At 33.9% G+C, this 19,779-nt stretch carries 16 protein-coding genes; all 16 read right to left on the bottom strand.

Going from position 1 to position 19,779, the window contains the following annotated elements:
- Positions 1-111 precede the first annotated feature (111 nt).
- The 16 genes from ACFVRR_RS05425 to ACFVRR_RS05350 all read right to left on the bottom strand — a co-directional run bounded on the left by ACFVRR_RS05425 (position 112) and on the right by ACFVRR_RS05350 (position 19,641).
- Complete coding sequence (locus tag ACFVRR_RS05425) at positions 112-1,305, bottom strand: PDZ domain-containing protein (protein WP_387325587.1); 1,194 nt, start codon at positions 1,303-1,305, stop codon at positions 112-114.
- Positions 1,306-1,580: 275 nt separating this feature from the next.
- A complete protein-coding gene (locus tag ACFVRR_RS05420; protein ID WP_387325584.1) occupies positions 1,581-3,014 on the bottom strand; it encodes a S41 family peptidase in 1,434 nt (477 codons plus the stop codon).
- Between the two features lie 178 nt (positions 3,015-3,192).
- Positions 3,193-4,656 (bottom strand): catalase, encoded by a 1,464-nt coding sequence (locus tag ACFVRR_RS05415; protein ID WP_387325582.1) that lies wholly within the window; start codon positions 4,654-4,656, stop codon positions 3,193-3,195.
- A gap of 224 nt (positions 4,657-4,880) precedes the next feature.
- The gene (locus ACFVRR_RS05410) at positions 4,881-6,251 is read right to left on the bottom strand and encodes a murein hydrolase activator EnvC family protein (RefSeq protein WP_387325579.1); all 1,371 of its coding nucleotides are present in this window, start codon (positions 6,249-6,251) and stop codon (positions 4,881-4,883) included.
- A 136-nt stretch (positions 6,252-6,387) separates the two neighbouring features.
- Entirely contained in the window at positions 6,388-7,281 is an 894-nt protein-coding gene (gene ftsX / locus ACFVRR_RS05405) for a permease-like cell division protein FtsX (RefSeq protein ID WP_387325576.1), read from the bottom strand.
- Positions 7,271-7,957, bottom strand: a complete 687-nt coding sequence (gene ftsE, locus ACFVRR_RS05400) for a cell division ATP-binding protein FtsE (RefSeq protein WP_387325573.1) — start codon at positions 7,955-7,957, stop codon at positions 7,271-7,273. Before ftsE ends, ftsX begins: the two co-directional genes overlap by 11 nt.
- Positions 7,958-8,296: 339 nt before the next feature.
- Positions 8,297-8,626: a cytochrome c551 gene (gene cccB / locus ACFVRR_RS05395; RefSeq protein ID WP_387325570.1), complete on the bottom strand. Its 330-nt coding sequence runs from the start codon at positions 8,624-8,626 to the stop codon at positions 8,297-8,299.
- A 69-nt stretch (positions 8,627-8,695) separates the two neighbouring features.
- Positions 8,696-9,574: a YitT family protein gene (locus tag ACFVRR_RS05390; protein WP_097975035.1), complete on the bottom strand. Its 879-nt coding sequence runs from the start codon at positions 9,572-9,574 to the stop codon at positions 8,696-8,698.
- A gap of 456 nt (positions 9,575-10,030) precedes the next feature.
- Positions 10,031-11,129, bottom strand: a protein-coding gene (gene prfB / locus ACFVRR_RS05385; RefSeq protein ID WP_387325567.1) for a peptide chain release factor 2 whose coding sequence is annotated in 2 segments (ribosomal slippage) — positions 10,031-11,065 and positions 11,067-11,129 — 1,098 coding nt in all. Because the reading frame shifts where the segments join, the coding sequence is not laid out codon by codon here.
- 139 nt (positions 11,130-11,268) lie between these two features.
- The gene (secA, locus tag ACFVRR_RS05380; protein WP_387325564.1) at positions 11,269-13,782 is read right to left on the bottom strand and encodes a preprotein translocase subunit SecA; all 2,514 of its coding nucleotides are present in this window, start codon (positions 13,780-13,782) and stop codon (positions 11,269-11,271) included.
- Between the two features lie 214 nt (positions 13,783-13,996).
- Complete coding sequence (gene hpf / locus ACFVRR_RS05375) at positions 13,997-14,542, bottom strand: ribosome hibernation-promoting factor, HPF/YfiA family (protein ID WP_387325561.1); 546 nt, start codon at positions 14,540-14,542, stop codon at positions 13,997-13,999.
- A 271-nt stretch (positions 14,543-14,813) separates the two neighbouring features.
- The gene (cspD, locus tag ACFVRR_RS05370; protein ID WP_056469532.1) at positions 14,814-15,011 is read right to left on the bottom strand and encodes a cold-shock protein CspD; all 198 of its coding nucleotides are present in this window, start codon (positions 15,009-15,011) and stop codon (positions 14,814-14,816) included.
- A gap of 242 nt (positions 15,012-15,253) precedes the next feature.
- Positions 15,254-17,074, bottom strand: coding sequence for an APC family permease (locus ACFVRR_RS05365; RefSeq protein WP_387325556.1), 1,821 nt, complete (start codon positions 17,072-17,074; stop codon positions 15,254-15,256).
- 344 nt (positions 17,075-17,418) lie between these two features.
- Positions 17,419-17,676 carry a flagellar biosynthesis anti-sigma factor FlgM gene (gene flgM, locus ACFVRR_RS05360; protein ID WP_387325553.1) on the bottom strand — a complete coding sequence of 86 codons (258 nt, stop codon included), beginning with the start codon at positions 17,674-17,676 and terminating at the stop codon, positions 17,419-17,421.
- A 154-nt stretch (positions 17,677-17,830) separates the two neighbouring features.
- On the bottom strand, positions 17,831-18,361 hold the full coding sequence (locus ACFVRR_RS05355) for a ComF family protein (RefSeq protein ID WP_387325550.1): 531 nt from the start codon (positions 18,359-18,361) through the stop codon (positions 17,831-17,833).
- A 146-nt stretch (positions 18,362-18,507) separates the two neighbouring features.
- Positions 18,508-19,641 carry an ATP-dependent helicase ComFA gene (locus tag ACFVRR_RS05350; RefSeq protein WP_387325547.1) on the bottom strand — a complete coding sequence of 378 codons (1,134 nt, stop codon included), beginning with the start codon at positions 19,639-19,641 and terminating at the stop codon, positions 18,508-18,510.
- Between the last annotated feature and the right edge of the window lie 138 nt (positions 19,642-19,779).

The following is a 19,779-nucleotide window of genomic DNA, read 5'->3' as shown; positions in this document are numbered from 1 at the left end:
CACCCCTACATTAGACTCGTAAACCGATATAAAAAAAGGAACATATTCAAGTTATGAATATGTTCCTTTTGATTTTATATTGTAGAAATGAAAGCTTCCATCCTACTACTCTTATCCAACCTGTCCACTATATTTAGATTCTTCTTCTGGGAATAAAAATCCTAACTCATGGTGTTCACCTTCATACACTGAAGATTGCGTTATACGGATTTCAGAATTAAAATCAACTACTTCTAATTTACAGTACGCACGATTAATTTGTAGAGCTTCATAAAACTCATTAACAGTAGAGACATTTTGTCCATTTACTTTCGTAATACTTTCGCCTACTATAATGTTCATTTTATCCGCTACAGAGTTTGGTAAAATCCCTAAAACAATTAGGCCAGTTGATTTAACTGTAAAGTAAGATGGTGTATTAATATCTCGATTTTTATGAATATAGTTTATAGCTTCTCGTCCTACTACTGCGATTGCTACAGCTATAAATGCTACGAAACCAATAAAATAACTTAATATTCCACCTGCACAAACTATAATTGCTAAAGCAACTATTTGTTTACCGACAAGCTTAATTGATTCCTTTGGTAGCATTCCTTGAATTAACTGGTAAAATCCAATTCCAAATGGTACACAAAGAATCGAATACCCACTATCACCTAAAGCAAGTGTAGGCCACCATGAATAGTCACTAACGATCGAACCACTTGGTATTAGTAAAAATAATGGCACCATCCATAATCTATTTGCCTCATGTGCCCCTACTCTTTTTCCACGTTTACTTTCAATAAATAAAGGAGTTGTATGATTTGCAGCATTACGTTGAACTAAAATTCCTTCAGCCAATAAAAGTAAAGCCAATAGAATTGTTATAGCAGGAAGCATCGCATTCAGATCATTAGGTATAAAGTTTTTCAACAAAGGTAGTGAATCTTGCCCTCTATTTAGTAATGGCAGAGCTACTAATGCTAGTCCAAAAAGATAAGCAGGAGACATCCATCTGAATTGTAAAATTAGTGCACAAATAATTGTTAATACACTTAATAAATAAACCATTTCAATCGGAATGCTAATTCCAGCTACCAATGTGATAACTGAAAGAATTAATCCAATCAGTAATCCATACCATAGTGAAGTTTTCCACTCGAACGTTACATTAAAATTTCGAACCGAAAAATGCTTACGTTCTCGTTTTACACGTAAATTGCCACAGAAAATTGATGCGATGAAAAATATATAAGTAAATGGATTTAAAAATAGTTTACCTAATCCAACTAATAGTTCAGATAATAAATTTGACCACATAACATTCACCACCTTTTTTATATAATAGATTGATATTCTTATGTTATCGGTTTATTAATGTTTTTTCAAAGAGAATATGCTACAAAACAATAAAAAAAGCACACTTCTCCATAAAGTGTACTTTCGACATACTAAACTAAAACTCCTGCATGGATTGTAATTTCAAATCTATTTCCCGGGAATTATGTCAAATGAGGACGAAATTAATTTTGTCCTCTAAAACTGGACTTTGCTATACAAAGAGGACAATTCAAAATTGTCCTCTCTGTGTATTATTATTGAGCTACCATATCTAAAGCTTTTTCTAACTGAAGATCATTCTTTTCATCTTTAATTTTATCAATTAATGATGATTCAAGTTTTTCTGAAGTTAGAGGATCAATCTCACCGTTAACAGTAATCCCAACAGCTTTTTGATAATTCTTAACTGCTGTCTCTGTTTGCTTACTGAAATATCCATCTTTACGGCCCGGGTCGTATCCTAAACCTTTTAACATGATTTGCGCTTGTTTAATATTTTCATCATTGTCATCAAATTTAAATGTTTTCTTTTTATCAATTGGTGTAGCGTAGAAATAATCAGGTTGTTTTACAGCAACATCTGGTTTAATACCTTTTTTGTGAATCCAAGTACCATCTGGAGTTAACCATTTAAATTGTGTTAACTTAATATTGCTACCATCTTTGAAATCTAATGTAGATTGTACAGTACCTTTACCATAAGATTTTTCCCCAATTAATTCATAATGTCCTGCTTCACTTAATGCCGCAGCTAAAATTTCAGCCGCAGATGCACTACCTTTATCAATTAATACATCAATTGGATATGGTTTCGCTTTATTTAATTTAGTATAATACTTTTCTCGTTGGCCATTTCTATTTTCAACCTGTAAGTAAGGCTCACTTTTTACAACTAATTCTTCTAAAACGCCTTCTACAGCTTGTAAGTACCCTCCAGGATTTCCTCGAACGTCAATTGTTAATCCTTGGATATTTTGATCCTCTAGCTTTTTCAATTCTTTCTTGAACTCATCTGCTGTTTTTTCGTTAAACGAGGTAATATGAATATAACCAATTTTTTCATTATTTACGTCTTTCACCGAACTAAATACTGTATACATTGGAATATCATCGCGTTTAATTGTAAATTTAATTGGCTCTGGAACTCCTGGTCGTTGTATTTCAATCGTAACATTTGTTCCTTTTTTACCACGGATTTTTAAAACTGCATCATATTGAGATAAACCTTTTACACTCTTACCATCAACTGATAAAATTTCATCCTTTGGTTTCAGACCAGCCTTTTCCGCAGGTGAGTTCTTAATAGGAGATACAATAATTAATTTTTCACCATCCTTAGAAACTTCCGCTCCAATTCCTTGGAAAGAAGAACCTAATGATTCATGGAATTGTTTAGCTGTCTTTCCATCCATATAAGTAGAAAACGGATCATCTAAAGTTGTTACCATCCCTTGGATTGCACCTTCAGTTAACTTATCAGGATCAATCTTTTTCACATATTGATTTGCAATAATTTCGTAAGCTTTTTGTATTTTAGCAATGTTTTCATCTTCTGAAGCTTTTACTTCTTTACTCTCAGAGAATTTCGAAACGATTGTACTTGTACCATCATTAAATGCAAATGTACCTACCCCCATACCAACAACAAATGTTGCTGTTGCAAGTAGAGCTGTTGTTTTACGATTCATACAGAACCTCCTATTTTTCGTTCCTTAAGAACGTACCAATCTATTAAATAGTGTATGTACTTTAAAAAGCATCACACAGACGTGCGATGCCATTTCTGTTCTATTATATGATAAGCCTGTATCACTTATGTTTGCAAGTAGAACACGATTTAATAAATTTTTATTAGAAGAGTTTAATTTATTTTGGTAGATGTTGCAAGTATGGCGTTAGATTAATGCCTAACTTATCCGCAAGTCTCTCACCTAATTTTGAATCTGCACGATAAAAGTTACAAACTGCACGAAGCTTAATTTTTTCATCTACATCTGCTAAGTCAGCACTAATATTATTAATAACAGCACCCTGCTCCGCTTTACTATATCTATTCCAAACGTCTCCTGCTTGGCCGAAGTCATTTGTTTTTTCTATTTTTTTGCGCTCAGAAACACCACTTAATGGCTGCACTACTTCAACATAATCAGCATCCTCTTTTGGCGTATCCGAGTAGCTATTTGGTTCATAGTTAATTTGATGTGTTTGCTGACTAAAAGGCATATGACCATCACGTTGACCATTTGCTACTTTCGCAAAAGGACAGTTAATTGGAAGCTGTAAATAATTTGCCCCAATGCGATATCTTTGAGTATCTGAATAAGAGAATAATCTTCCTTGTAGTAACTTATCTTCAGATGGTAATATGCCAGGAACTAACACACCAGGATTAAATCCAACTGATTCTGTTTCTGCAAATACATTTTCAGGGTTTCGATTCAGGATCATCGTTCCAACAAATTGTCGAGGAATCACATCTTCAAACCAATCTTTTGTAGGGTCTAATGGATCAAAATCGAAGTCATCCATATCTGCTGGATTTAATACTTGTACATATAGGTCCCATTCTGGGAAATCGCCGTTTTCAATTGAATCGTATAAATCACGGCTTGCATGATTAAAGTCTTTACCTTGAACTTCACTAGCTTCTTCCATTGAAAGATTTTCAATTCCTTGCTTTGGTACCCAACGAAGTTTTATATAAACAGTATTACCGTATTCATTTATCCATTTATATGCGTGAACACTTGAGCCTCTCATTTGACGATAGTTCGCTGGAATCCCTTCATCAGAAAATACATGTAATAACATATTTGTTGACTCAGGTGTTAGAGACATAAAATCCCAATATCTGTTAGGTGTTTGTAAATTAGTCCTAGGATCCGGCTTTAATGAATGAACCATATCGGGAAATTTCATTGCATCACGAATAAAGAATATAGGAAGATTATTACCTACAAAATCATAGTTACCATCTTCAGTATAGAATTTTACAGCAAATCCTCGAGGATCACGTAATGTTTCAGGAGAATGTAATCCATGAATAACTGTTGAGAAACGAGCAAATACTGGTGTTTCTGTTCCGGCATCTTGTAAAAACTTAGCTTTCGTATATTTTTTCATACTATTTTTAGTTATGAAAACACCATGTGCGCCAGCTCCGCGTGCATGCACAACACGCTCAGGAACTCTTTCACGGTCAAAATGAGCTAGTTTTTCAATTAATTGATAATCCTCTAATAAAGATGGACCTCTACGTCCAGCTGTAAGTGAATTTTGATTATCTCCAATTGGCACTCCTTGATTTGTTGTTAATCGGTTATTTGTCATATCATTTCTCCTTAATTAGAATTATTATAATCTAGTAATAATTATATAATATTCTAACTCATAATGAAAATCAATATCAAATTATAATTATTATAAACTAGTGATAAATATAATTGCATTTAATCACCTCTTAACTATGTATGAATTACCAGTTTTATAAATTAATTGGGATTTATTTAGCAAAAAAAACCTATCCTAGTGTTTTAGGATAGGTTTTTAGTAAATTAAAAATTAATATATTTCATAGGATCTACTGCATTTGATTTAGCATAATTCCATTCACCTTTATGTAATTCAAAGTGTAAATGTTGTCCAGTAGAATGACCTGAATTTCCCATATAACCAATTTTCATACCTTTTGAAACAGTTTGTCCAGTTGATACATTAAAACTAGCCAAGTGCGCATATACAGTTGTCCATACTTGTCCATCAATATTATGCGTAATAAATACACAATTTCCATAAGAAGAAGAGACATAAGCACGAATTACAACCCCATCGCCTGCTGCTACAACTGGTACACTTCCCGCTGAGGCAATATCAACACCTTCATGGAACTCGCCACCTTCAAATGAACGTTGTCCAAATCCTGAAGAGATATAACCGTTTGCTGGTCTTGTAAAGTTGCCACTAGACACGGTTGGTGTGTTATCAGAACTACCGGTATTATCTGAGTTACTAGAATTACCTGAACTACTTGAGCTTTCAGATCCACTTGATTGACTTGTACTTGTAGATGGCTTTTTACTTTTTGCAGCTGCTTCTTCTTTACGTTTAGCCTCTGCTTTACGTCTAGCTTCTGCCGCAGCTCTTTCAGCAGCTTGTTTCTTAGCGATTTCAAGAGCTTTTTGCATTGCAGCCTGCTGACTTGCTAATAATTGATCTTGTTCCTTTAAATCTAAAACATCTTCATGAGCTTCACTTTCTTTAGCTTTTAATGAAGCCATTAATTTGTTCTTTTCGCTAACCTGACTTGCAAGTTGATTATTAAGACTCTTTAAGTTCGCTAAATCTCTTTCGATTTTTGCTTGTTTAATAGTCAAATCATCTTTTTTAGCACTAACTTCTTTTAAGTCCAAGTTTTGCTGATTAATAATGTCCTCGTCAGCCTTCATAATAATTTGTACGGCACTCATTCTTTGGATCAAATCTCCGAAACTATTAGCGCCTAAAATGACATCAATGTATGATACCATTCCACCAGCTTTTTGAAGAGAACGCATTCGGTTTTTCAATAATTCTTCACGAGATTTAATGCGGTCTTCAATAAACTTGATTTCTTCCTTTAGTTTTGAAATTTGCTTTTTCCCATCACTAACTGCATCTTCAGTTTGGTTAACTTTTTGCTTAGTCAGTTTCATCCGAGCATCAAGTTTTTCAAGCTCCGCAACAACTTCTTGCTGGTCATGCTTTATATCAGCAATTTTGTTGTTTGTCGCATCCGTCTGATCCTTAACTTCACTACGCTTCTTTTTAATGCGGTCAATTTCTGATTGGTATTTACTTTCAGCAAAAGAAACGGATGGGATAGCACCGATGATGAAAGTACTGCATAACATAATCGTTATTACTTTCGATGATTTTCTCTTACTCATCTAAGATCCCTCCTTATATGTATATAGAAAAGCCCTAGTACCTGTATCAACTCAGACAGACGTTAAATTGGGAACTAGAGCTTATCAATCGAATTACACTATTAAAACAATAGAACTACAAATGAAAAATTTAATCTTATTTACGTAAAAACTTACGAATTGACATGACAGAACCCCACATCCCGATTATTGCACCAATAGCTATTAATATTGCAGATAGCTGGTACACAAACGGTGAAAATGGTAATAATGTGAACATTGTTCCTGCTAATTTTGGCATTAACATATTATAAATGACCTTATATCCCGTTAATAGTAAAACAATCGGAATAACCGATCCTAACACACCTAACAGTAAACCTTCTAATAAGAACGGCCAACGAATAAAGTTATTAGTTGCCCCTACCAATCTCATAATCTCAATCTCACGTCGTCTTGCCATGATCGTTATTTTGATAGTATTAGAGATTAAGAACATCGCAGTAAATAATAGTCCGAAAATCAGTACTATACCGATATTACGACCTACCGAAACTGCATTAAATAATTTTTGAACTTGTTTTTTACCATAAATTACTTCATCAATATATTTTAAGCCTTCAATTTTTTTGGCTACTGGTGCGATTTGTTCTGGAGAATCTGTTTTAACAATAAACGTATCATTTAATGGATTTTGCTGTTCAAACAGTTGGAATGCTTTTCCATCTTCTCCCATACTTTTGATTAGATTGTTTAATTCTTGATCTTTCGATGAGAACTTTACAGTAGTTACATGATCTAATTTTTTGATTTCTTCTTTTAAAGTAGCTTGTTGATCTTTGTTGGCTGTTAAATCAACCAAAACACGTACTTCAACATCTTTTTCTAAAGTTGTTCCAATGTGATTAACATTCAAAATTACGGTTAAAAATACGCCAACAAGCATTAAAGTAACTGCAACAGCACTTACCGATGCAAACGTCATCCAACCATTTCGTTTTAAACTACGTAGACCTTCACGAACATGTCTTCTTGCAGTTCTAGCTTTCATAACCGTACACTCCTCTCGCTTGGTCGCGTACAATTTTTCCAGCTTCAATTGCGATTACACGTCGCTTTATCGTATTTACGATTTCTTTATTATGAGTTGCCATTACTACAGTTGTTCCACGTTCATTGATTTCTTTAAATATATCCATAATCTCCCATGTTGTTTCAGGATCTAGATTACCTGTTGGCTCATCGGCGATCACAACTTGTGGTTTATTTACAATAGAACGGGCAATCGAAACACGTTGCTGTTCACCACCAGAAAGCTCTGTTGGTAAGAATCGCGCTTTATGTTTTAACTTAACAAGGTCAAGTACTTCCATTACTCTCTTCTTAATTGTTTTCGGATTTTCTTCAATAACTTCAAGTGCAAATGCAATATTTTCATAAACTGATAAAGTCGGTAATAATTTATAGTCTTGGAAAACTACCCCAATATTTCTACGTAATAAAGGAACTTTTTTATCCTTCATATGGCTTAAATCCATTCCATTAATTAAGATTGTACCCTTTGATGGTCTTTCTTCACGATACATCATTTTAATGAATGTCGACTTTCCGGCACCACTTGGTCCCACGACATACACAAATTCACCTTGGCGAATTTTTACATTAATACCATCTACCGCAAGAACACCATTAGGATAAGTCTTATAAACATCTTTTAACTCAATCATGACATTCTCCTTAATTTTTTGTTCCGTTTTCTTCTATCAAACTATATAAGATCCATTCTGGATGAAATTATACTTTACTTTACTTGATCTTATTATTTCGCCTGCTATTTACATATTTCGATAAATTCAGCTAAGCTCCTCTATTATACCACTTAAAAAATGTCAAAATTGATAAATTTATGTTACATTTTAATAATAGTCAAGATTATTTCCGAACGATTTAAGAGCTTATTTAACAAATTATGGAAAAATGTAACTAAAATGAAAAGAAACAGACCTTTTCTAATTAACAGAAAATTGTCTGTTTCTTTCATTTTTTTCTATAATAATTAAAACATTTTATTTTTTAGTCGCAAGCCATTTCGCTACACTTTTCGCGTCATTTCCTTGAACAACTCCACTAGGCATTGAACCTCTTCCATCATGGATAATATTTTCTATTTCTTTTTCAGAATATTTCGCTCCGACCTTTTTTAAGCTTGGTCCAATTACACCTTCTAATTCTCCACCATGGCAGCTAGCACAGCTTTGTTTAAATAACTTTTCCCCATTAGCAACTGAAACCGGCTCACCTGAATCATTATTTTTACTAGAATTATTATTTGAACCACATGCTGTAATCGTTAACAGCATACCACCAGTTATAAAAGCAAGAAGTAGTTTTTTCACAAAAATCATCGCCCCTTTAAAAATCCATAACTATAGTCTACTACTAATAAAATTATTTATTTTACCTTATTATGTCAAGTTTGTGAAACCTTCTCCAAGTACTTCTGTTGCATCTACAACTGTAATGAAAGCATTTCGATCAACTGACCGAACGATATCGCGTAAAGAAGAAAATTCAGTTTGATCAAGTACACACATTAATACTAAACGGTCTTCATTTGTATATCCACCAACACCGGTTAACTTTGTTACTCCACGATCTAATTGGTGAACAATTGCTGTTGTTACAGGCTCCACTTCTGAAGTAATAATTAGTGCCATTTTTGATCTAGCAAGACCGATTTGAACTAAATCAATTGTTTTACTCGTAACAAAAAGTGCGATTAGTGCATACATACCACTTTCAAGATTAAACACGATTGCAGATGTAAGTACAATTAATCCGTCAATAAATGCTACACAAATCCCAAGTGATAAACCAGTATATTTATGAACAATTTGAGCTGCTAAATCTGTTCCACCAGTAGATGCTTTACCACGGAACACGATTCCTAAACCTAAACCAATAAATAGTCCTCCAAAAATTGATGCTAAAAGTGGATTATCAGTTGCAGGTTTTATATTGTATAAATCAACTAAATAAACAACAAGTGGAATAAAAATTGTTCCAACTAATGTTTTAGCGCCGAATTGTCTACCTAAGAAAATTACACCTGCTATAAATAAAGGAATATTAAAAGCCCATTGTACAAACGCTGGATTAAATCCCATAGTGCTCTTTAGAATCGTCGAAATACCGCTGACCCCTCCAGAAGCAATATGATTTGGTAATAAAAACACACAAAACGCGACAGCAATAATTGCAGAACCAATTAATACAAAAAAGTACTCAAAAAACGTTTTACCCCACCCTACAGTTAGAGCAGTAGAATATCTGACCTTTTTCAAACTTATCCCCCTCAATATTTCTCACTTACAGACAACTTTTCTATTTTATATCCTGTATATCGGATACACTCTCTATTTTTTATTATGAAAAAAACAATAAGATTTAATTACATATAAACAAAATTTACTTTCTTCTATTTGTAAAACAACTTAAAAATAAATATGATTCATATAACCCCTTCACATTAGTAAGGTAGAATCCTTATTAATCCCCTAAAGAAAAAAGCTCAAAAGAATAACATCTCAATAATTAAGAGATGTCTTTTTAGACAAAGTCCCACAAATTTGATGATCAGACTAATTGCAAGTGTTTGGCAGGCAGTCTGATCGTAGATTTTATAGGTTAAAAGATAGATTTACAGCTAACTAAATGATTAAATATACCTCTTTTGTCCCCAAAGATTAGGGCTGGTAAGAAAGAAGTTTCCCCCAATCTTATCAGCCCATTTTTCAACATTAAATCTTAGAACGTAAGTAAGCATCAATAAATGGATCAAGATCTCCATCCATTACTGCATGTACATTACCAACCTCTGTGTTTGTTCGATGATCTTTAACCATTGAGTATGGGTGGAAAACATATGAACGAATTTGACTTCCCCAGCCAATTTCTTTTTGTTCTCCACGGATTTCATCTAGTTGAGCTTGTTGCTCTTCTATTTTACGTTGATATAGTTTTGCTTTTAACATTTTCATTGCATGTTCACGGTTTTTAATTTGTGAACGTTCTGTTTGACATGTTACTACAGTGTTAGTTGGAACATGCGTAATACGTACTGCTGAGTCAGTTGTATTAATGTGCTGACCACCCGCTCCACTTGCACGATACGTATCAATTTTTAAATCTTCTGTACGTATATCGATTTCAATTTCTTCATTGAACTCAGGCATTACTTCGCAAGAAACGAAAGAAGTATGACGACGACCTGATGAATCGAAAGGAGATATACGTACTAAACGATGAACGCCTTTTTCTGCTTTTAAATAGCCATAAGCATTATGGCCTTTAATTGCTAAAGTTACGCTCTTAATACCAGCCTCATCACCAGGTAGATAATCTAAGGTTTCGACTTTAAATCCACGTTTTTCAGCCCATCTAGTGTACATACGTAATAACATTGAACCCCAGTCTTGAGACTCAGTTCCACCTGCTCCTGGGTGAAGTTCAAGAATTGCATTATTTTTATCATATGGCTCGCTTAATAATAATTGAAGTTCAAAATCATTCAGTTTTCCAGTTAAAGCTTTTACTTCAGTTACTAATTCTTCAAATAGTTCGTCGTCATTTTCTTCTTTAACTAACTCATAAGTTACTTCAAGATTCTCATATCCATCATTTAAATCATTGAATTCATTAATGACTTCTTTTAAACCATTTACTTCACTAATTACTACTTGTGCAGCTTTTTGATCATCCCAAAAATCCGGCTCTGACATGAACGCTTCAAGCTCATCTAGTCTTGCTTGTTTTGTTTCGACGTCAAAGAGACCCCCTAAATGCTTGAAGGCGTTTCGCCATCTTTTCTAGTTCTTGCTTCACTTCTACTAATTCCATTACATAACACCTCGATTAAATTTTACGAACAATAAAAAGCAGGTAAAGACAAGTAGTAAAGTAAGAATAACCTTTTAAAGTTACTCCTCTTTTCTAATCACTACTTGCCTTTGCCCCTTTTCATTTAGTTTCTATTTTATTAGATTCCTTTACCGTGGCAGTTTTTATACTTCTTACCTGATCCACAAGGACAATCTTCATTACGGCCAGTTTCTTCGCCTTTTACGATTGGTTTTTTCTTTACTTCACCTTCACCATCATTACTTACATGAATTGCATCGCCTTGAACAGCTTCACGCTCTACATCAGCTTCAATTTCAGCTTTCATAATAATGCGAGATACCTCTTCTTCAATTGAAGCAATCATCTCTTCAAACATTGCGAAGCCTTCCATTTGATATTCACGTAGTGGATCAATTTGTGCATACGCACGTAAATGGATTCCCTCGCGAAGTTGATCCATTGAATCGATATGAGCCATCCACTTGCTATCAACAGTACGTAATAATACAACTTTTTCAAACTCACGCATTTGTTCAACTGGTAAAGCTACCTGTTTTTCTTCGTAACGCTCGAATACTGTTTTTTGAATTAATTCAACCATTTCATCCGGTTCAATTACACGTAATTGTTCAACTGTGATTTCATCTTCATTTAATAAGTTTGCTTCTAAGAAATCAATGACTCCTTCTAAATTCCACTCTTCTTGAAGCTGCTCGTTTGGAGTATGAGCTTGAACTACTCTGTTAATAGTACCTTCAATCATATTCTTAACGATTGGTTGTAAATCATCTGAATCAATAACTTCAGAACGTTGAGCATATATAACTTCACGTTGTTGACGTAATACATCATCATATTGAAGTAATTGTTTACGAGCATCAAAGTTATTACCCTCTACTCGTTTTTGTGCAGATTCAACTGCACGTGAAACCATTTTACTTTCAATCGGTTGAGAATCATCTAATCCTAAACGGTCCATCATAACTGATAAATTTTCTGAACCAAAACGACGCATTAATTCATCTTCCATTGATAAATAGAAAGTTGTCACACCAGGGTCACCTTGACGACCAGAACGACCACGTAACTGATTATCAATACGACGGCTTTCATGACGCTCTGTACCAATTACAGCTAAACCACCAAGCTCACGAATGCCTTCTCCTAGTTTGATATCTGTACCACGACCAGCCATGTTTGTGGCAATCGTAACTGCGCCACGGTGACCAGCTAATGCGATAATATCAGCCTCACGTTCATGGTTTTTTGCATTTAATACTTCGTGTTTAACACCTTTACGCTTTAACAATTGTGAGATTAATTCTGAAGTCTCGATCGCTACTGTACCAACTAGAACTGGTTGCCCAGCTTTGTGACGCTCTACGATTTCATCAACAACAGCATTAAATTTCCCAGTCATTGTTTTATATACTAGATCAGGTTTATCCATACGAGCAATTGGTCTGTTCGTAGGAATAACTAGAACATTCATATTGTAAATATTACGGAATTCTTCTTCCTCAGTTTTAGCTGTACCTGTCATACCCGAAAGTTTTTTGTACATACGGAAGTAGTTTTGGAAAGTAATTGTCGCAAGCGTCATACTTTCGTTTTGAATTTTTAATCCTTCTTTAGCTTCGATCGCTTGGTGAAGACCTTCACTGTATCGACGGCCTTTCATTAAACGACCAGTAAATTGGTCAACGATTACAATTTCACCATCTTGAACTACATAATCTACATCGTGAGTCATCGTCACGTGAGCACGTAATGCCTGAGTAATATGATGGTTTAAGTTAACGTTTTTCAAATCAAACAGGTTTTCAACGCCAAAAGCTTTTTCAGCACGTGAAATACCATCTTCAGTTAATAAAACTGATTTTGTTTTTACATCGTACGTATAATCTTTATCTAGCTTAAGCATTCCAACAAAAGCATTTGCAGCAATATAAGATTGTGCAGACTGTTTTGCTTGTCCAGAAATAATTAATGGGGTACGTGCTTCGTCAATTAAAATTGAGTCAACCTCATCGATAATAGCATAGTTTAGTGGACGTTGAACTCTTTGTTCAGCGTATACAACCATGTTATCACGTAAATAGTCAAATCCTAATTCATTATTTGTACTATACGTAATATCACAAGCATATGCTTCACGCTTTTCATCTGGTTCCATACTATTTAAGTTTAGACCAACAGTAAGTCCTAAGAACTCATATAATTCACCCATTTCACGAGCATCACGACTAGCTAAGTATTCATTGACTGTAACAACGTGAACACCTTCGCTACTTAATGCATTTAAGTAAACAGGTAAAGTGGAAGTTAAAGTTTTACCTTCCCCAGTTTTCATTTCTGAAATATTACCTTCATGTAAGGAAATTCCACCTAATAACTGTACAGGATATGGAGTCATACCAAGCACACGGGTAGCCCCTTCACGAACAACAGCAAATGCTTCAACTAAAATATCATCAAGAGTTTCACCTTTTTGTATACGCTCTTTAAATTCAAATGTTTTACCACTAAGTTCATCATCAGATAATTTTGCATACTGATCCTGTAAAGATAACACTTGATCAACTTGTTTTTGCATTTTATTTAATTGTCGCTGATTAAGATCAAAAACCTTTTTTATCATTCCAAGCATTCGTAACGCTCCTCTATTATAAAGTCATAAACTAAAATGTCATTAAGTTATTAGATACTATTTCTAATTTTATCATTAAATGAAGATACGTGACAACCTTATGTCGAGAATGTTCTATTAGAATTAATTAATATTTTAGAAAATAAGCAAAAAAACCAAAAAAGGACTAAGCTAATTGTTCAGCTCAGTCCTTTTATTATTATTTTTTTAATTTTTATTTGGCTTCAATTAAACCATAACGCCCATCTTTTCTAGCGTAAACGATGTTCGTTTTATTCGTTTCACCATTTAAGAATACAAAGAAGTTATGACCTAACATATTCATTTGTAACACTGCTTCTTCTGCATCCATAGGTTTTAGATCAAATTGCTTTGTACGAACTAACTCAATATCATTTTCGTGCTCTTCTACTGCAACAGCTGATTCAGTAGTCGATGGTGCAAACATGAATTTTAATGAACCTTTTTCTCTTAACTTGCGATTTACTTTTGTTTTGTGTTTTCTAATTTGACGATCTAGTTTATCAATAACTAAATCGACAGCTGCATACAAATCTGAATGCTCTTCTTCTGCACGTAATAACATATACGTTCCAGGAATAGTTACTTCAATTCTTTGCTTGTCGTGGAATACCTTAGCATTAACTCTCGCCGATAACTCTTCGTCAAAATAACGATCAAATCGCGATAATTTTTTATCTACGTAATCACGAATAGCTGGAGTAATTTCAATATTTTCGCCTCGGATGTTTAGCATCATATGGGTTTCCTCCTTCATCAAGCTCCAAATAGTGAAAGCTGTCATATTTATATTCTACACTTCTATCTCTATTTCCTCCTTGAAATTTTTGTCAAATATGAGAAATTTCTGTGTCCGTTTTATGAACTTTTACTGTTTATATCAGATTATATTTTTATAATAATTTAAAGATACTCAAAAATTTTCCAAAACAAACAAAGGCTTACTCAAATGAGTAAGCCCTCGTGGTCCGAATCTATATAAGCAAATACTTACTTATTAACGGAAAAAATTAAATTTTAGTAACATTAGCAGCTTGAGGTCCACGGTTACCTTCAACGATTTCGAAGCTAACTGCTTGGCCTTCTTCTAAAGATTTGTAACCTTCTGCGTTGATAGCTGAGAAATGTACGAATACATCGTCTCCATCTTCACGCTCGATAAATCCAAAACCTTTTTCTGCATTAAACCATTTTACTTTACCTTGCATTCAAATCCATTCCCTTCAGTCGAAAACTTGTGAATCTTCTCCACATTTCAACTATACATCATAAAACTAGAACAAGTCAAAAGTAGCTTATCGCCTTTTTTTTCACGAATTCGACAAATAACGAAAAATTCTAATTATTTTCCTTACCTATCATATTCGCTTACCTTTTGACTTGTCCCATTATTTTTTCCTATTTTTATAAAAAGAAATTTTATAACATTTTTCCTACAAACCTCTGCTCTCTACACCTTAAATCTAAAAGGTACAGTAGTTACAATAACGCTTCGTTTATGAAGTAAATACGCTCGAAGTAATAAGCTTGATTGATTATGTAAAACATTATGCCAATTTTTTCTCGTAATAAACTGTGGTATTAAAACTGTAATTTCAAAACCTTGTTCATGAGCTTTTGCTTCCATTTCATCTATTACTTTTAAAAGAGGTCTTGTGATCTCTCGATACTCAGAGTGAACAACAATTAATTTTACGTTAGGATTCCATGCTTCCCATTTTTCTCTCATTTGCTCTTCACTTTCTTTATCAAAAGAAATGTAAACAGCATAGACTTCATCAGCAATCCCTTGAGCATATTGCATTGTACGTTCAACTACTTTTGTAATCCCAGCGACAGGAACTACCATGATATTTCCACTAATTTTTTCAGGAATATCATTATTTAATCTTAATTGGTCACCTACTGCTTCATAATGCTTACGTATTCTTAAGAATAGAATAACAATCAAAGGTAAGAAAATAAATATGGACCAAACTTGATTTAACTTAGTCGTTAAGAAAATAATCGAAACTGTTGCTGAAATAAATGCTCCAACAAAGTTGGCAGTTAATTTCGGTAACCAGCCAGCAGGTTTTTCCCTAATCCATTTAATTACCATACCTGTTTGAGAAAGTGTAAATGGTACAAATACACCAACAGCATATAATGGAATTAATGCTTCTGTTTTACCTTGGAAAGCAATAATTAATAAAATTGAAGCTATACCAAGTGTAATAATACCATTTGAATAGCCTAGACGATCTCCTCGAAGTAAGTACATTCTTGGCATAAATTTATCACTTGCTAAGTTATAAGCTAGTAATGGGAATGCAGAAAATCCTGTATTAGCTGCTAATACAAGGATTAGCGCCGTTGTCCCTTGTATAAAGAAATAGATTATATTTCGTCCGAAAATATCAGAACCTAATTGGGACATAACTGTTTCTTCTGCATTTGGTACAATTCCATACCAGTAAGCTAAAAACATAACTCCAGAAAATAGTACTGCTAAAATCGACCCCATCATCAATAGTGTTTTTGCCGCATTTTTATCTGAAGGTTCTTTAAAGTTCGGAATAGCATTTGAAATTGCTTCTACACCGGTTAAGGCTGAGCAACCAGATGAAAATGCTTTTAAAAGAATAAAGAGCGAAATCCCTGGAACAGCAGTACCAATCGCTGAATGTGCTGTTTGTGGTGCATGGCCTGTAAAGACATTATATAAACCTACGATAATGATGATAACAAGTGCTACAACGAATAAATAAACCGGATATGCCAAAATTGAAGCAGATTCAGTTAGTCCGCGTAAGTTTAAAATTGTAATACATATAACCAAAATAACAGCAATAAATACTGTATGAGCATGCAAGACTGGAAAGGCGGATGTAATCGCGTCCGTTCCTGCAGACACACTAACCGCTACAGTCAAGATATAGTCAACTAGCAAGGATCCACCGGCAACTAAACCTGGAATAACACCGAGGTTTTGCTTAGATACGACATAAGCGCCACCACCGTGAGGATAACTAAAAATAATTTGGCGATAAGATAAAATTAATGCTAATAATAAAATCAGTACGCCTATACCAATCGGAACCGAATACCAATACGCTACCGCCCCAACCGTAGTTAAAACGATCAGAATCTGCTCCGGACCGTATGCTACTGAAGAAAGCGCATCTGACGATAGAATTGCCAAGGCCTTCGTATTCGATAACTTTTGTTCACTTAACTCTGTTGACTTAAGTGGTTTACCAATTAAGTATCGTTTTAAAATCGATAACATATGTACACCTCTACATAAAAAGTAAATAACTAAACCATTTGAGTTTATCACATTATTAGAAAAAATTGTGTGATATATTAAGAAAATCTTTCCATTATTTTATTAAGTTTTTGTCAAAATAATTAATATTAACTTTCCTCTAAATCAAATTAAAATACTATAAAATGAATGACCACTTTAAAAAACTTCACGCCCCAAATAACAGAAGATTATGTTTCGGATGAAAATCCTATTTTATATCCTTGCCTAAACACAGAAAGAACTTAACTTTTTTGCTAAGTTCTTTTCTTTTTCTTCTTATTTAATTAACAATTTTTGTAACAACCCGGTTCGATTGTTAGTCTTTATTTCTTATTAAAATAACTAAGCATTTTTTCAGCCACTTTCATTGGTTGAACTTTGTATGTTCCCTCGTCTATTTGTTTTTTTAATTGCTGTATACGTTCATCACGTTTTTCGAATATCTGATTAGCGGTTTGATAATCCTTCGCTTGAGGGGAGAATTCTATTTTTCCTTCTTGTTCTCGTTTATTTTGTTCAATTTTTTCTACGTTGTATTGATGTAAATGAACTTTGTCCTCATCAGATATATTACCCTTCATTTTTCTCACCTCATCGCTAATCGTTTTATACGCTTTATTATTAAATTACGATCCTTTAGCTGTATTTTTGTTTTATTCTGTCCAATGACCACTATTTATATCGGTAAAACTCGTAGTAAAATTAAGTTCTATAAAATTAACAAGCCTCCAAGCTTTATGCCCGAATTAATGTGAGGGAATGTACTTCAGAAGCACCATTTTGTAACAATATCGTTGCGGCATCTTGTATCGTTTTACCAGTTGTATACACATCGTCAAGTAATACAATCGGTTCGTTATCTATTTTTTCCTCACCACAAAAAGAAAAAACTTGTTCTCGGCTAAGTCTTTCATAACGGTTTAATTTACTTTGTTTTTCAGTATGAATTCTTTCTAAACAATTTGTTAAGTTTAAACCTGCATATTGTGCAAGCACTTCAACTTGATTAAAGCCTCTTTCCTTTAGCCTCGCATCACTTAGAGGTATTGGAACTATTTTATAATTTTTGAAAGAATTTTCATAGTATTCCCTCAAATCATTTGCAAATATGGATGCTAACTGAATATCACCACAAAATTTAAAATGATTGAGCCACTCTTTTACTTCATTTGTGTAATGAAATATCGACTGATTAATAATTAACGGCACATCTAACTTTAAACTCATATACTCTACACAATTTTTACAATGCTTTTGATTCTCCATAATGCAACCACAACAAATTTCACAAACAGGACCTATTATTTTTTTAAATTTCGCTATACATTGTGAACAAGCTGATTCATTGCTTAGAAAAAACAATTTATGCAAGGAAAACTTCTCAATAAATCGAACACCACAATATACACAAATCACTTATTATCCAACCAGCCTTTCTCGATACCTAAATGATTCATTAGAAGTATTTGCTTTTTAGCTTTTAACATTTCTTCACTAATTCCATTGTGGAAAAAGATTACCTCTCCATTTGCATAATTAATATGTCTACCAGCACGCCCAGCAATTTGAACTAGTGCACTTTCTGTAAAAGTCTCTTCATCAGCACCTAGTACTGCAATTTGGCTATTCGAAATCGTAACGCCTCTCTCTAAAATTGTCGTTGTAATTAAAACTTGAGTATCACCGTTTCGAAAAGCACTTACTTTTTCATGTCTTTGTGGATCTTGACTATGAACTGATGCCGATTTAACTGTTATCTTTTTAACAGCCTCTTCTATGAAAACACATTCATTAATTGTAGGGACAAACAAAAAGATAGGGCAGCCTTTTTGAATAAATAATTTTATCCATTTTTCTAAAGGATTTGGAAGTTTTGGTGTTTTTCGGATTGTTTTACGCCAGTTACCGATCCATTTAAAGCTAGGTACTGGTAGAGGTTGCCTGTGGTATCTTGCGGGGACCATTACATTTTTGATTTTGTTTTTTAGCGCAAGTAGTTGTTGTTCACTAGATGGGGTAGCTGTCATTTGTACTGTAGAACCTTTAATCGTTCTTGATTCATTTGCAACCCAGTGCAAATGTGTTTCAATATTATAAGGAAAAGCATCAACCTCATCAATAATTAATAAGTGGAAGGTATGTCTAAATTTCATTAACTGATGTACTGTACAAATCGTTATCCTATTTTCATCCCATTTCTCTTCACTACCTCCATAAAGTACTGCAATTGAAATAGTAGGGAAGGCCTGTCTGAATCGAATCGATAGCTCTAAAACAACATCTACTCGTGGAGTTGTAATACAAACTAATTTTCCTTGCTGCAGTGCAGCTTCAATCCCTTCAAACAACATTTCTGTTTTCCCTGCACCACAAACTGCCCAAAGTAACAAATTCTGATTATCGTTCACAGCTTCAACTACTTTAATAGAAGCTTCTTTTTGCTGTGGTGAGAGTTTACCATCCCATTCGAGTCCAGAGATTGAGGTATCGAATTTCATATCCACTTCATTAATGACTAGCTCAGTACATGTCGACATCTTTCCCATAGTGATACATTTTCGACAATACGTACACTGTGATGAACATTTAGCACAAAAATGAGTAGCGAAAAAGTGTTGATTTTGATTACCACAACGAAAGCATTGATAACGATTTTTAACTTTTTGAACCGCTTGAATGATTAG

The organism is Gottfriedia sp. NPDC057948 (assembly GCF_042887255.1).
Taxonomy (GTDB): Bacteria; Bacillota; Bacilli; order Bacillales; family Bacillaceae_G; genus Gottfriedia.
The sequence above is the reverse complement of the archived record's forward strand: the minus strand, read 5'-3'. Positions and strand labels throughout refer to the sequence as shown.